General features: G+C 41.9%; 14 protein-coding genes. 11 read left to right on the forward strand and 3 right to left on the reverse strand.

Features of this window, described 5'->3' with window-relative positions:
- Positions 1 to 10: 10 nt before the first annotated feature.
- Positions 11 to 361 (forward strand): DUF3024 domain-containing protein, encoded by a 351-nt coding sequence (locus EXZ60_RS01805; RefSeq protein ID WP_026027345.1) that lies wholly within the window; start codon positions 11 to 13, stop codon positions 359 to 361.
- A 61-nt stretch (positions 362 to 422) separates the two neighbouring features.
- Here the strand turns inward: EXZ60_RS01805 and rnb are convergent, their stop codons facing one another.
- Positions 423 to 2,432 (reverse strand): exoribonuclease II, encoded by a 2,010-nt coding sequence (gene rnb, locus EXZ60_RS01810; RefSeq protein WP_277435189.1) that lies wholly within the window; start codon positions 2,430 to 2,432, stop codon positions 423 to 425.
- Between the two features lie 362 nt (positions 2,433 to 2,794).
- On the opposite strand from rnb, the gene EXZ60_RS01815 reads away from it, so the two are divergent.
- The 5 genes from EXZ60_RS01815 to rplT all read left to right on the forward strand — a co-directional run bounded on the left by EXZ60_RS01815 (position 2,795) and on the right by rplT (position 8,197).
- Complete coding sequence (locus EXZ60_RS01815) at positions 2,795 to 4,807, forward strand: DEAD/DEAH box helicase (protein WP_064626716.1); 2,013 nt, start codon at positions 2,795 to 2,797, stop codon at positions 4,805 to 4,807.
- A gap of 213 nt (positions 4,808 to 5,020) precedes the next feature.
- Positions 5,021 to 6,949, forward strand: coding sequence for a threonine--tRNA ligase (thrS, locus tag EXZ60_RS01820; RefSeq protein WP_010319593.1), 1,929 nt, complete (start codon positions 5,021 to 5,023; stop codon positions 6,947 to 6,949).
- A gap of 3 nt (positions 6,950 to 6,952) precedes the next feature.
- Positions 6,953 to 7,504: a translation initiation factor IF-3 gene (gene infC / locus EXZ60_RS01825; protein WP_080569453.1), complete on the forward strand. Its 552-nt coding sequence runs from the start codon at positions 6,953 to 6,955 to the stop codon at positions 7,502 to 7,504.
- 103 nt (positions 7,505 to 7,607) lie between these two features.
- Positions 7,608 to 7,802 (forward strand): 50S ribosomal protein L35, encoded by a 195-nt coding sequence (gene rpmI / locus EXZ60_RS01830; RefSeq protein WP_010319591.1) that lies wholly within the window; start codon positions 7,608 to 7,610, stop codon positions 7,800 to 7,802.
- A gap of 41 nt (positions 7,803 to 7,843) precedes the next feature.
- The gene (rplT, locus tag EXZ60_RS01835; RefSeq protein WP_010319590.1) at positions 7,844 to 8,197 is read left to right on the forward strand and encodes a 50S ribosomal protein L20; all 354 of its coding nucleotides are present in this window, start codon (positions 7,844 to 7,846) and stop codon (positions 8,195 to 8,197) included.
- A gap of 61 nt (positions 8,198 to 8,258) precedes the next feature.
- On the opposite strand, the gene EXZ60_RS01840 is transcribed toward rplT, so the two are convergent.
- On the reverse strand, positions 8,259 to 9,221 hold the full coding sequence (locus EXZ60_RS01840) for an integron integrase (RefSeq protein WP_094501745.1): 963 nt from the start codon (positions 9,219 to 9,221) through the stop codon (positions 8,259 to 8,261).
- A 1,038-nt stretch (positions 9,222 to 10,259) separates the two neighbouring features.
- Here EXZ60_RS01840 and EXZ60_RS01845 point away from each other — a divergent pair.
- From EXZ60_RS01845 to EXZ60_RS01865, 5 genes are all read left to right on the forward strand, one after another.
- The gene (locus EXZ60_RS01845) at positions 10,260 to 10,646 is read left to right on the forward strand and encodes a hypothetical protein (protein ID WP_277435190.1); all 387 of its coding nucleotides are present in this window, start codon (positions 10,260 to 10,262) and stop codon (positions 10,644 to 10,646) included.
- A 115-nt stretch (positions 10,647 to 10,761) separates the two neighbouring features.
- Entirely contained in the window at positions 10,762 to 11,049 is a 288-nt protein-coding gene (locus tag EXZ60_RS01850) for an excalibur calcium-binding domain-containing protein (protein ID WP_277435191.1), read from the forward strand.
- Between the two features lie 20 nt (positions 11,050 to 11,069).
- Positions 11,070 to 11,288, forward strand: coding sequence for a hypothetical protein (locus EXZ60_RS01855; RefSeq protein WP_277435192.1), 219 nt, complete (start codon positions 11,070 to 11,072; stop codon positions 11,286 to 11,288).
- A gap of 102 nt (positions 11,289 to 11,390) precedes the next feature.
- Positions 11,391 to 11,858, forward strand: a complete 468-nt coding sequence (locus tag EXZ60_RS01860) for a GNAT family N-acetyltransferase (protein ID WP_277435193.1) — start codon at positions 11,391 to 11,393, stop codon at positions 11,856 to 11,858.
- Positions 11,859 to 12,101: 243 nt separating this feature from the next.
- Entirely contained in the window at positions 12,102 to 12,341 is a 240-nt protein-coding gene (locus EXZ60_RS01865; protein WP_274674277.1) for a hypothetical protein, read from the forward strand.
- A 242-nt stretch (positions 12,342 to 12,583) separates the two neighbouring features.
- Here the strand turns inward: EXZ60_RS01865 and EXZ60_RS01870 are convergent, their stop codons facing one another.
- On the reverse strand, positions 12,584 to 12,844 hold the full coding sequence (locus EXZ60_RS01870; protein WP_277435194.1) for a hypothetical protein: 261 nt from the start codon (positions 12,842 to 12,844) through the stop codon (positions 12,584 to 12,586).
- Positions 12,845 to 12,935 lie beyond the last annotated feature (91 nt).

Here is a 12,935-nt window from a genome sequence, read left to right on the forward strand (position 1 = left end):
CGAGGGTAAAATGGCGGTAGTGAATTTGTTGCAACGTCAACTAGAACGAAGAGCAGAGCTTGTTTGCCATAATCGTAACCAAAGTGTGTCTGTTGAATTAGGCAAATCCTGTTTTGAGCCTATTGTTAACGGTGTGCACTTCATCAAACACCATTACAAATTAGATTCAACGCATTGCGACTATTCAAGTATCGTGGCGAAAGTGATTTGGGAAGAAGCTAAATGGGCGCTGTATATTCCCAATACGGATCCCGATAAAGAAATTGAAGATTGGTTGCCGTATCCTTTTCTCCCTAAAACAACGGATTTGACAGCGTTGATCCGCGAAATTGAAAAAGATCCTAAATCTTACTTTTGGTGATCAATAAGCAATAAAAAGGCACTCCGAAGAATGCCTGATAGAAATGTCTATGCTGCTAAAATCACTCCCCTTGGATAGTGGTATTAGCTTCTGAAGGTATAGGTAACGGTTCGAAAACCTGAGTCGGTTTTGCAATCAGACTGCGGTTTTCCATATTCACTTCTGCGAGCACGACTTCGAGCGTATCACCGAGCTTAAAGGCGACCTCTTTATCGACAAGCAGCGTTCCACTTTCCGCATTACATTCAATACGTTCTTTGTTGTCTAAGATTAAAGAACCAGGAATGAATGCGGCAGCGCCATTTTCCAAAAGACGTACGCGCATGCCAGCACGATTGATATCAAAGATTTCAGCCGTAAAACGGGTGCCTTTGCTAGGTTCGTTTACTAGTGTTCTAGCATAGAGCCAGTCGCCTACGTTACGTTCGGCCATTTTGTGGTGTTTGCGGTGTAGTGCCAACTCTTCACCAACGGTTTCATCCGGTGTTTGTACGGGCTCTTTGTTTAAAATATGTGCTTTCAACATACGATGGTTGATCATATCGCCATATTTACGGATAGGAGAAGTCCAAGTGGCATAGATATCCAAACCCATTGCGTAATGCGGAAGGGGTTGGTTTCCTATTTCACTGTAAGCTTGATACTTACGGATACGATTATCCAGATAGCGGGTCTCTTGCCTACATAGCCAGCGACGTAAAGAGGCAAAGCCTTCTAGAGTCGCTAAGTTATCGGCAGTGTATTCAAGCTCACCCGTTGGGTTGACTAATTCGACAACATCGGCAATTTTTTCGGGTTTGAACCCCGCGTGCGTATTGAACACGCCTTGGCCAAAATGCGCTTTGAGCGTTTTTCCCGCACAGATATTCGCGGTTATCATCGCTTCCTCAACAAGACGGTTAGCACTACGGCGAAGATCCGCATGAATTGCCACTACGTCGTTGTCTTCACTCAGTTCAAATCGATAATCAGGGTGATCAGGAAACACGACCGCGTATGTTTCGCGCCATTGTGCACGCGCTAATGAAAAATCATACAAATCACGCACAACGGAAGCGATTTGGTCACTTGGTTGCCAATCGGCAGAAGTGCCCGTTTCTAACCAATCTGATACATGATCATAAACCAATCGAGCGTGCGATTTAATGTTGGCCGCAAAAAAGGTAATATCATCGCCAATCACACCTTCTTTAGTCACTGTTACGGTACAGCAAAGGGCAGGGCGAACTTCATTTTCCATCAACGAACACAAATCATCGGCTAAATCACGTGGCAACATTGGGATATTGCGGCCAGGGAGATAAATAGTGAAACCCCGCTCACGCGCGACACTGTCCATCTCGTCATCTGGCGTGATGTATGCGGTTGGGTCTGCAATGGCAATGGTTAATGTGAAGTCACCGTTCTCGGTTCTTTGGGCGAACAGTGCATCATCCATATCTTTAGTTGATGCCCCATCAATGGTCACGAAAGGAAGGTGGGTCATATCGATGCGTTGTAGGTCGGCATCATCTTTGAGCTGCCAATGTTCAATACCAGTCGGCTCACTGTTAGGCAGGTCATTTTCAGCTAAAGTCACCCACCAAGGCGCAATCTTATCGTTGGCATCCGTAATTTTATGGGTGATTTCAACCATAAAGCCGCTATCGTCTTTCAGTGGATGGTTAATAAGCTGTGCAACAACCCAATCACCTTCAGAGAAATGTTCAGGGTTTAATCCTTTTTGCACCTTGGCTTTCAGCGATTGCCTTTTTAGTTGCGGGTTATCGGGCGTGACATTCAGCTTACCTTTGTACAGCTTTACACGGCCAATGAAGCGAGTTAATGAAGGCTCAAGCAGCTCTTGAGGCTCAGCCACTTCTTTCTCATTCTCAGTGCGAATGATGGCCACCACTTTATCTCCGTGTAGGCATTTCTTCATATACGGAGGCGGAATAAAGAAGCTGTTCTTACTGTCAACTTCTAAAAAGCCGAAGCCTTTTTCAGTGGCTTTTATCGTGCCTTCTTTCTTAGGCAAGTTCTCTTGGATTTGTTGCTTGAGTTGAGCAAGGAGCGGATTATCTTGAAACATGTTTCTTTTTCTAACAAATGCGATTGGGCACACTATAATCATTGAGCGGGATGATTACTACCGAAAGCGTTATTTTTGCTAGTCTGCTTTAACAGTGCGCTGTAAATGCAGCTTCTGTGTTCGTTTTGGGTGAATTAATGAGCTTAATGGTCATTTATGACGAATTTTTGTGATGTAATTCAATTTTTACTAGCTTTTTTTATGCTTTTAGGGAATAATCCGCGTCCCTTATATGTCCCTAGCGGCTTGATGCGTTTTAAGACTTATCCGCATCTGAACGGAACTCAGCTCTTTTTAATGGATCGGTATTGGAATTGGTAGAGCACGTGGGACCTTTTGTTAATTAATCTAGTGGGATCTCCATGCAAGACTCTGTAATTCAATTTAGTGAATTAGCCCTAAACGACTCAATCCTTTCTGCTCTAAATGAAATGGGTTTCGTTTCTCCAACTCCTATCCAAGCTGCTGCTATTCCATTTCTTCTTGAAGGAAGAGATGCGCTAGGTAAAGCACAAACAGGTACAGGTAAAACGGCTGCGTTTTCTCTACCTCTACTGAACAAATTAAACCTTTCTCAACACAAGCCACAAGCAATTGTGATGGCACCAACTCGTGAACTTGCTATCCAAGTTGCGGCAGAAATCAAAAACCTTGGCCAAAAGATTCAAGGCCTTAAAGTACTTGAGATCTATGGCGGTGCTTCTATTGTTGACCAAATGCGCGCTCTGAAAAATGGTGCTCATATTGTGGTTGGCACACCTGGCCGTGTAAAAGATTTGATCACTCGTGACCGCCTTCATTTAGACGAATGTCATACCTTCGTCCTTGATGAAGCTGACGAAATGCTCAAAATGGGCTTCGTTGATGACGTAACTTGGATAATGGAACAAGCACCTGGCACCGCTCAACGCGTGCTGTTCTCTGCGACTATGCCTCCTATGGTGAAGACGATTGTTGACCGTTACCTACGTGATCCAGCTCGTGTTGACGTAGCAGGTTCAAACCAAACTGTTGCGAAAGTAGAGCAGCAATATTGGGTTGTTAAAGGTGTTGAAAAAGATGAAGCGATGGCTCGTCTTCTTGAAACAGAAGAAACCGATGCGTCAATCGTCTTTGTACGTACTCGTCAAGACACCGAGCGTTTAGCTGATTGGTTATTATCTCGTGGCTTTAAAGCGGCAGCGCTTCATGGTGATATTCCGCAATCACTGCGTGAGCGCACGGTTGATCATATCAAACAGGGTGTAATCGACATTCTTGTTGCGACAGACGTTGTTGCTCGTGGTCTTGATGTTCCACGTATTACACACGTGTTCAACTATGATATCCCATTCGATGTAGAATCATACATCCACCGTATTGGCCGTACTGGCCGTGCTGGACGCAAAGGTAAAGCGATCCTTCTAGTTCGCACGAACCAAATTCGTATGTTGCGTACGATTGAGCGCGTCACTCGTTCTCAAATGGAAGAGATTCAACTTCCAATGCGTGACAAAGTTGCTGAAGCTCGTCTCATCAAACTGGGTGCAGAGCTAGAAGCTGACAAAGGTCATACTGCTTTAGACAAATTTGTTGAGCTCATTGAAAAACTTCAACAAAGCCTAGAGATTGATGCCACAACACTGGCGGCCATTTTACTGAAGCGCCAACAAGGCAATCGTCCACTGTTCTATGTCGGCCCAGATCCAATGGTTGACGCGATCGAGCGTGAAAAATCACGTCGCCGTGATCGTAAAGAGGGTAGTGAGCGTGGTGAACGCCGTGAAGGCGGTCGCGATAGCCGTGATGGACGCGAAGGTCGCCGCGAATATGGTACTGCGAGCAATGACTGGGATACTTATCAGTTACAAGTCGGCCGTGAGCAAGGCGTGCAAGTGAAAGACATCGTTGGTGCTTTAGCTAATGAACTTGGTTTAACCAAAGGTTCAATTGGTGCAATTAAACTTGCTCAAGGCCATACATTCGTACAGCTTCCTAAATCAATGTCTTCAGATGTTGAAGGCAAATTGCGTAAACTGCGTATTCGCCAAAAAGAAGTCGGTGCTGTTGTATGTGACTTTGATGACTTCCGCGAGTCTCGTGGTCGTCGTGAAGGTGGTAACGGTGGTGGTGCCCGTCGTGAAGGCGGAAACGGTGGCTTCCGTAATCGTGAAGGCGGTGCTCCTGCGGCTGGCGCAGGTCGTGGTGGCCGTGAAGGTGGCTTCCGTGGCAACCGTGACGGTGCAGCGGCGACTGGTCGTGATGGTGAACGTCGTTTTGACCGCAACCGTGGTGGCGACCATCGTGGTAACTTCCGTGGTGAACGTGGTCACGGCAATGCTAGTGCTAATGCCAATGCGGGTACGTTAAGTCGTCCTCGTCGCGCTGAAGCATAATCAATTATTGAAACTCCAAAGCCCGTGATATTTATCATGGGCTTTTTCTTTTGATTTATATAATTCGATCTTTGCATTTCTAGCGTGAGCTAGTTAAAATCTTCACTTCATTGAAGTTCCGGTATTCGTGTTACCGAGTGAGCTTCGATGGGTTATTTTCAATCAAACTCAACACGTGTTGCTTGGTATGCAACACCACTGTAAGGATTATACATGCCTATTATTACTCTTCCTGACGGCAGTCAACGTCATTTTGAACACCCAGTATCGACAATGGAAGTTGCAGCTTCTATCGGCCCTGGTCTTGCAAAAGCAACGATCGCAGGTCGTGTCGATGGTGTGCGCGTCGATGCGTGCGATCTTATCGAAAATGATGCTAGCCTTGAAATTATAACGACAAAAGATGAAGTTGATGGTTTAGAGATCGTACGCCACTCTTGTGCGCACTTACTTGGCCATGCATTAAAGCAACTTTATCCACAAGCCAAAATGGCGATTGGTCCGACGATCGACAGCGGCTTCTACTATGATATCGATCTTGAGCAATCACTCACGCAAGATGATTTAGAGCAAATCGAAAAGCGCATGAAAGAGCTTGCCAAGACAAAATATCAAGTTGTCAAAAAGAAAGTCAGTTGGCAGGAAGCCCGTGATGCTTTTGAAGCTCGCGGTGAAACATACAAGATGGAAATCTTGGATCAGAATGTGGCTCGTGATGACAGACCGGGTCTATACCATCATGAAGAATACATTGACATGTGTCGTGGCCCTCACGTACCTAACATGAGCTTCTGCCAACACTTTACCCTGCTTAGCATCGCTGGCGCGTACTGGCGTGGTAACAGCGATAACAAGATGCTACAGCGCATCTATGGTACGGCATTCCATGACAAGAAAGCACTTCAAGCCCATTTAACGCGTTTAGAAGAAGCGGCTAAACGTGACCATCGTAAAATTGGTAAGCAACTCGATCTATTCCATATGCAGCAAGAAGCTCCAGGGATGGTATTCTGGCACCATAACGGTTGGTCTATATTCCGTGATCTTGAAGTGTTCATTCGCCAAAAACTCAGTGAGTACGACTACCAAGAAGTAAAAGGTCCATTAATGATGGACCGAGTTCTATGGGAGCGTTCTGGTCACTGGGATAAATATGCGGATGCCATGTTCACGACGTCATCTGAAAACCGTGAATACGCAATTAAACCGATGAACTGCCCAGGCCACGTTCAAATATTTAATCAAGGTTTGAAATCATACCGTGATCTGCCATTGCGTATGGCTGAGTTTGGATCTTGCCACCGCAATGAACCATCAGGTTCATTACATGGTATTATGCGTGTTCGTGGCTTTACTCAAGATGACGCCCATATTTTCTGTACCGAAGATCAAATTCAACAAGAAGTGACATCTTGTATCAAGATGGTCTACGACACCTACACGACGTTCGGTTTTGATAACATAGTTGTTAAACTGTCTACACGCCCAGAAAAACGTGTTGGTAGTGATGAAATTTGGGATAAATCGGAAGAAGCATTAAAGCTTTCACTGCAGGCCATGGATATCCCATTTGAAATTCAAGAAGGTGAAGGCGCATTCTACGGCCCTAAAATTGAATTTACTTTGCATGATTGCTTAGATCGTGCGTGGCAATGTGGTACAGTGCAGCTGGATTTCAATTTACCTGCTCGTTTAGGCGCGACATATGTTGGCGAAAGTAACGAGCGTCTTGTTCCGGTTATGATTCACCGTGCAATTTTGGGTTCACTTGAGCGCTTTATCGGTATCCTTATCGAAGAGTATGCAGGTTTCTTCCCTACGTGGTTAGCGCCGGAACAGGCGGTAATTATGAACATTACTGATAAACAGTCAGTTTACGCTCAGGAAGTAGCACAAAAACTACAAAAATGTGGAATTAGAGCCAAAGCAGACTTGAGAAATGAGAAGATTGGCTTTAAAATCCGCGAACACACTTTAAAGCGTGTACCGTATATGCTTGTTTGTGGTGACCAAGAGATGGAAGCCGGAGAGATCGCAGTACGTACCCGCAGGGGCAAGGACTTAGGTAAATTTAAATTGGATGACTTTATTGCGTATATCCAAGCCGAAGTTTCTAGCCGTAAGCTCAATCTGGAGGAATAAACTATTAAAGGCGGAAGACGTGGCCAACAGCCGGCCAAACCAAACCAGCACCGTTTAAACGGTGAAATTCGTGGCGTTCGTGAAGTTCGTTTAACTGGCGCAGATGGTGAATCCGTTGGTGTTGTATCAATCAACGAAGCATTAGAAGCTGCTGTAGAAGCTGGTATGGATCTTGTAGAGATCAGCCCTAACGCCGAGCCACCAGTTTGTCGTGTGATGGACTATGGCAAGTTCCTCTTTGAAAAGAGCAAGACTGCTAAAGAGCAGAAGAAGAAGCAAAAACAGATCCAGATTAAGGAAATTAAATTCCGTCCTGGGACTGATATTGGAGACTATCAGGTAAAACTACGCAACCTGACCCGTTTCCTAGAAGAAGGCAACAAAGTGAAAGTTACTATTCGCTTCCGTGGCCGTGAGATGGCGCACCAAGACATCGGTGTTGATGTTCTTCATCGTTTGAAAGAGGATACTGCTGAAATTGCAGTAGTTGAGTCTTTCCCGAGTCGAATTGAAGCACGCCAGATGATCATGATGCTTGCCCCTAAAAAGAAGTAATTAACGGCTTACAAGTAATGAGACCTCGCCGTTGAAAGACGGTGGGGTGTTATTCGCCCTAATTACATGTTATTTAAACTACTACAATGCGGAGTTATTCATCATGCCTAAGATGAAAACCAACAAAGGTGCAGCTAAGCGTTTTAAGAAAACTGCTGGCGGTATTAAATTTAAGCACGCTACAAAACGTCATATCCTGACTAAGCGTACTACTAAGAACAAGCGTCAACTACGCCCTAACTCAATCCTTCCAAAATGTGAAGTGGCTGGTGTTATGCGCATGTTGCCATACGCTTAATTCTTTTTAGTTTATTTATCGTTTAGTTTAGGAGAAGCATAATGCCTCGCGTAAAACGTGGTGTACAAGCTCGTGCACGTCATAAGAAAGTTCTAAAACAAGCTAAAGGTTACTACGGAGCACGTTCACGTGTTTACCGCGTAGCTTTCCAAGCTGTAACCAAAGCTGGTCAATACGCTTACCGTGACCGTCGCACTAAAAAGCGTCAGTTCCGTCAGCTATGGATTGCGCGTATTAACGCAGCATCTCGTCAAAATGGCCTATCTTACAGCCGTTTCATTAACGGTCTTAAGAAAGCATCTATTGAGATCGATCGTAAGATCCTTGCTGATATCGCGGTATTCGACAAAGCTGCATTTGCAGTGCTTGTTGAAAAAGCAAAAACTGCTCTTTAATTTAGCAGTGAAGGTTTAAGAAAAGGAGGGCAAGTATGCTCTCCTTTTTTATTGCACTTATTTATAAGCGCGACAATGGGCTTAATACACCGCTGGCGCCTCTATCCAGTACGTGAGTGTAAATCTGAGTGGTTTTTACATCACTATGCCCTAATTGTTCTTGTACTGTTCTAATGTCCGCTCCCGCTTCTAGCAAGTGTGTCGCAAAGCTATGCCTTAGCGTATGGCATGAAACTGACTTTTGTATCTCAGCATCATGAGCGGTTTTCCGAACTGCTCGCTGCAATGCCGACTCATTAATATGGTGCCTTCGTTTCAACCCACTATTCTCATCTAAGGTAAGTAAATTAGATGGAAACAAGTAGTGCCAATTAAACTCATAAGGAGCTGAAGGATATTTTTCTCTCAACGCATTGGGTAACCAGACTCCTCCATAACCTTTGGTTTGCATATCTTTATCATAGTAGCGCTTAGCTAATGCTTGTTGCTCAGCTAGCTGTGGATAAAGCTCCTTAGCAAGTGTGACGGTGCGGTTTTTTCCTCCTTTTCCTTGCCATACCCGAACCGCACCATAATCTAAATCAATGTCCTGTATTCGGAGTCTGACACATTCCATCAGCCGCAGCCCTGAACCGTATAAGAGCATAATTTGCAATTGATATCGTGGCTCAATATGTTCTAAAAACCGCTTAATTTCAGTTCTTGTCATCACTACTGGTAATTTCTGAGCAAGTTGAGATTTCTTGAAATTCATGCTAATTGATAGCGGTTCTTTAATGATTTCACGGTACAGAAAATGGAGAGAGTTAAGCGCTAACGCTTGTGTTTTCGCGGCTACTTTCCCATTAACAGCTAAGTCAGTTAAAAACATCTCAACTTCTTTACTACCCATTCTCATTGGATGTGTTTTGTTATGGAAGTAGATGAATCGTGTTATCCAATGCAAATATGCCTCTATAGTTTTCTTTGCATAGTGTCGTGCTTGCATATATTCTTTAACGCTTAAAATGAATTGTGATTTCATTTTTCCCCCAATAAATAGGCTGTTTTTATATACAGTATTATTGTTTTTGGTTTAGTCAACAAACTAAGATACATAAAGTCGTCTAATGTGAAGTCTGACGCAGTTTTTATTCAACTAACCATCTGATAAAAAAGATTTATATGATAGATTTCTAATTATCAAAGTTCATGATAAGTGGCGGTAGCGTGGTAAATTAGGTCGCATTTTGTTGTATAGATAGCGTTAGGTTTGCAAGTCTAATCTGAAAAATGAAAGTGTGGTATTGTTTTTAATTTCGAGGTGAAAGTTAAGCTTCCAAGTGGTTTAGCTTTGAATGTGCAAATATGCCTGCAAAGTTTTCAGCCAGTGTTGGTTTTGCCTTACAAGTTATGTTTAAACTGATTTTTTGTTTTAGTTTTTGCTTTAAAATTATGCCTTTATTGTGCAACTTCTTTCTGATTTTTGAATTGGTTTCTAATTTAATTCATCAGTCAGCGGGTTACTAGGATTAACAAAATAACGAGGTTTACGCTCGCTGTTGTGGCTGCATTCCTAACAAGCAATTCAAGTGGAACAAAAACAGTTGGCTATTGTTCGTTCCTCACAAATTTTAGCCAACCATTTTCGTCCACTTAATTGGGCGTTAGGTTTGCAAGTCAAATCTGAAAAATGAAAATGTGGTTTTGTTTTAACTTCGGGATAAAAGTTGAGCTTCCAAGTTGTTTAGCTTTGTATGTGTAAATAAGCCTGCAAAGTTTTCAGCCAGTGTTGGTTTTGCCTCACAAGTTATGTTTAAACTGATTTTCAGTTTTAGTTTTTGCTTTTAAATTAAGCCTTTATTGTGCAACTTCTTTCTGATTTTTGAATCTATTTCTGATTAAAATCATCAGTCAGCGGGTCACTAGGATTGGCAAAATAACAAGGTTTACGCCCGCTGTTGTGGCAGCATTCCTAACAAGCAATTTAAGTCGGAACTCCAACAGTTGGCTGAGTTCCGCTTCGCTCCACATTTTAGCCAACTGTTTCCGTCCGCTTAATTGGGCGTTAGGTGCAAGTGTAATGATCGTTAGTAGTTCAACTAATAAAGTTATCAGTCTTCAGAAAATGTTACTGCTTTTGGTAGCATTGTGCATTACTGTTTATTGTTCATTTATTGGTTTAAATAATCTGGTTAGTGATTCTCTCTTGAGTCGTCTACTTCAAGGTTGCTTATTAGTTTTAATTGGCTTTAGTGGTGGTTTATTTATAGTCGCATACGGTTTAAAAGTTTGGCGTAATAAACAAGTTCCGCCTCCTAATGTATGGGCTGTTGAAAAGTCTAAAATTACCAGTGGCAGTAAAGCTGTTCTAATTGGTAAGTTTTTAGTCTTTGTTGGTTTTTTTAAATTATTTGCTAGTTCGTGTATTTTATACTTTGTAATTAACATGTACTTGCTCAGCACCTAACAAGGCGTTTAAACGGAACAAAAACAGTGGGTTACGTTTCGCTTCGCTACACATTATAACCCACAATTTTTGTCCGCTTAACGCGGCGTTAGAATTTCTTCTTAGAGTACTGTAAATGAAAAAAATAATTATATTAGCATTGGTAGGTTTAGCTGGTTGGCAGATATATGCAAAGCAAAGTGTACCCACAATAACTAATGCAGATCTTGAATTATTAAATACTGTTAATGAAACAGTTGATAATTCTACATTTTCTGATGTTCAATTTTCGTGTGATGGTAGACAACACTGTAGTCAAATGACATCGAGAGCAGAGGCTGTATATTTTATCCAAAATTGTCCAAATACTAAAATGGATGGTGACTACGATGGTATACCGTGTGAAAACGATTCACGTTTTTAACTTAAAGTAAGGGTAAATGGATGACCGATATTGTAAGCATTATTGGAATAATAATATTTATTATTGGAGGAATATTTTTCCTAATTGAATCGTTTAGGGAAAGTGTAATTTGGGGGCTTGCTTGTTTATTTGTAGCACCAGTAGTGCTTGTATTTACATTCCTACATTGGGATGTTGCTAAGAAGCCATTCTTCATCCAATTAACAGGCTTTGTAGTCATGTTAATTGGTGCATCGTAACTAAAATTCTAACAAGGTGCTTAAACGGAATAAAAACAGTTGGTCATCGCTGCGCGATTTTAACCAACCATTTTTATCCGCTTAGCACGGCGTTAGGGCTCTATGGAAATTATCGAGTATTCATCAAACTACGCTAAAGCCGTTACGGATTTATTTTATAGCTCTGTTCATGCTATTGACTCGTCCGCTTATTCTGAAGAACAGATAAATGTGTGGGCTCCATTTCCTATTGATTATGTGGCTTGGGATAGAAGGCTTGAGTTAAAAAGACCATATCTGCTTTTAATAAATGAGCAACTCGCTGGTTTTATTGAGTTAGAATCTGATGGACATATAGATTGTGCATATGTATCCCCGAAGTTCCAAAGAAATGGGGTTGCAACTTCTTTACTTAAGTATGTAATTGGCAGGGCTAAGAAATTAGAATTAAAGAGTTTGTATGTGGAAGCATCAATTGTAGCGAAACCACTTTTTGAAAAAATGGGGTTCGTAGTAAAAAATGAAAATAGACTAATAAGAAATAAAATTGTTTTGTATAATTATTCTATGCACCTTGAATTAAAGCCCTAACAAGCACTTTAAACGGAACAAAAACAGTTGGCTATTGTTCGTTCCTCACAAAATTATAGCCAACCATTTTTGTCCGCTTAAGTGGGCGTTAAGTGTTTTTAGAAATCGTCGTTATAATTAAGAGTGTTAATGCATAAAATCCTTCTTGATTTGGGAGTTTTTAGTATAGAATCCCGTTAACTGGAAACCATTTTATTGATGTGGTTATTGGTCGGCAAAATATAATTAATTTGGGTGCTTAAAGTGAATCTTAATGAAAAATCAAGGTTAGTATCTTTCCTCCTCACACTGTTCTTTGGACCGTTGGGTTTATTCTACTCTTCAATAGCCGGAGCTTTCGTTCTTTGTATCGTTGCCTTCTTTACTGCTGGTACAATCATTGTTCCTATTATCTGTTGGTTACTGGCTATAGGTATAGGTGATCATTGTGTTTATAAGCACAATTTAAATATTCAGCAAATCAAAGAACTGATGGTCAAATAAAAAGCACTTAACAAGCAATTCAAGTGGATTCTCAACGCGTGGCAGTTTTACTATGCGTTAGGTAAAGTGTTTTACGGTGCAATGCAGCGGCTTGGTCAGTGCGTTGTTCACCACTTAATTGGGCGTTATGTGTTTGATGAGTTTTTGAGGTTAACTCTACGATTTCATTGAGAATTAGTTCCGTGTTCTCGGCAAGTTGGCATGTCGAAATGGATTCTTGGACAACCTGAGATTGATCGTTTTCAAGGTTCTTGGGTTACCTCAATTAAGTTTTGGATCTGGTTTGTGTTGAGTTTCGTCAGTTTCAAATCGCTTAAATTGAAATACTTTTTTGACTGATTCACTTGCTGAAGTTCAGCCCTGAAAATCTGGTGACGTAAAAGGTTTGGTTGTGGCTGAAAGGACGCTTTCTTTGTTGTTGATTCTGCAAGTGGCTCTCTTTGGCTAAGATCGCTGTGAAATTTAGGTTTGGTCAGCATCGTTTTTGTACGTAACTTATTCAAATCTCTTCATTTCTACGGTGGTTTACTTTGAATTCACGGTAAAATTCACATAACAAGCAATTCAAGTGGATTCTCAACGCGTGGCAGTTTT

It is taken from the genome of Vibrio sp. 1151_11 (genome assembly GCF_029478525.1).
Classification (GTDB): domain Bacteria; phylum Pseudomonadota; class Gammaproteobacteria; order Enterobacterales; family Vibrionaceae; genus Vibrio; species Vibrio anguillarum.

Excerpts from the sequence above, each read along its gene's own strand:
- EXZ60_RS01860 (WP_277435193.1), top strand. The coding sequence starts at position 11,391 with ATGGAAATTATCGAGTATTCATCAAACTACGCTAAAGCCGTTACGGAT.
- EXZ60_RS01805 (WP_026027345.1), top strand. The coding sequence starts at position 11 with ATGGCGGTAGTGAATTTGTTGCAACGTCAACTAGAACGAAGAGCAGAG.
- EXZ60_RS01845 (WP_277435190.1), top strand. The coding sequence starts at position 10,260 with ATGATCGTTAGTAGTTCAACTAATAAAGTTATCAGTCTTCAGAAAATG.
- EXZ60_RS01815 (WP_064626716.1), top strand. The coding sequence starts at position 2,795 with ATGCAAGACTCTGTAATTCAATTTAGTGAATTAGCCCTAAACGACTCA.
- rnb (WP_277435189.1), bottom strand. The coding sequence starts at position 2,432 with ATGTTTCAAGATAATCCGCTCCTTGCTCAACTCAAGCAACAAATCCAA.
- EXZ60_RS01850 (WP_277435191.1), top strand. The coding sequence starts at position 10,762 with ATGAAAAAAATAATTATATTAGCATTGGTAGGTTTAGCTGGTTGGCAG.
- EXZ60_RS01855 (WP_277435192.1), top strand. The coding sequence starts at position 11,070 with ATGACCGATATTGTAAGCATTATTGGAATAATAATATTTATTATTGGA.
- thrS (WP_010319593.1), top strand. The coding sequence starts at position 5,021 with ATGCCTATTATTACTCTTCCTGACGGCAGTCAACGTCATTTTGAACAC.
- EXZ60_RS01840 (WP_094501745.1), bottom strand. The coding sequence starts at position 9,221 with ATGAAATCACAATTCATTTTAAGCGTTAAAGAATATATGCAAGCACGA.
- rpmI (WP_010319591.1), top strand. The coding sequence starts at position 7,608 with ATGCCTAAGATGAAAACCAACAAAGGTGCAGCTAAGCGTTTTAAGAAA.
- rplT (WP_010319590.1), top strand. The coding sequence starts at position 7,844 with ATGCCTCGCGTAAAACGTGGTGTACAAGCTCGTGCACGTCATAAGAAA.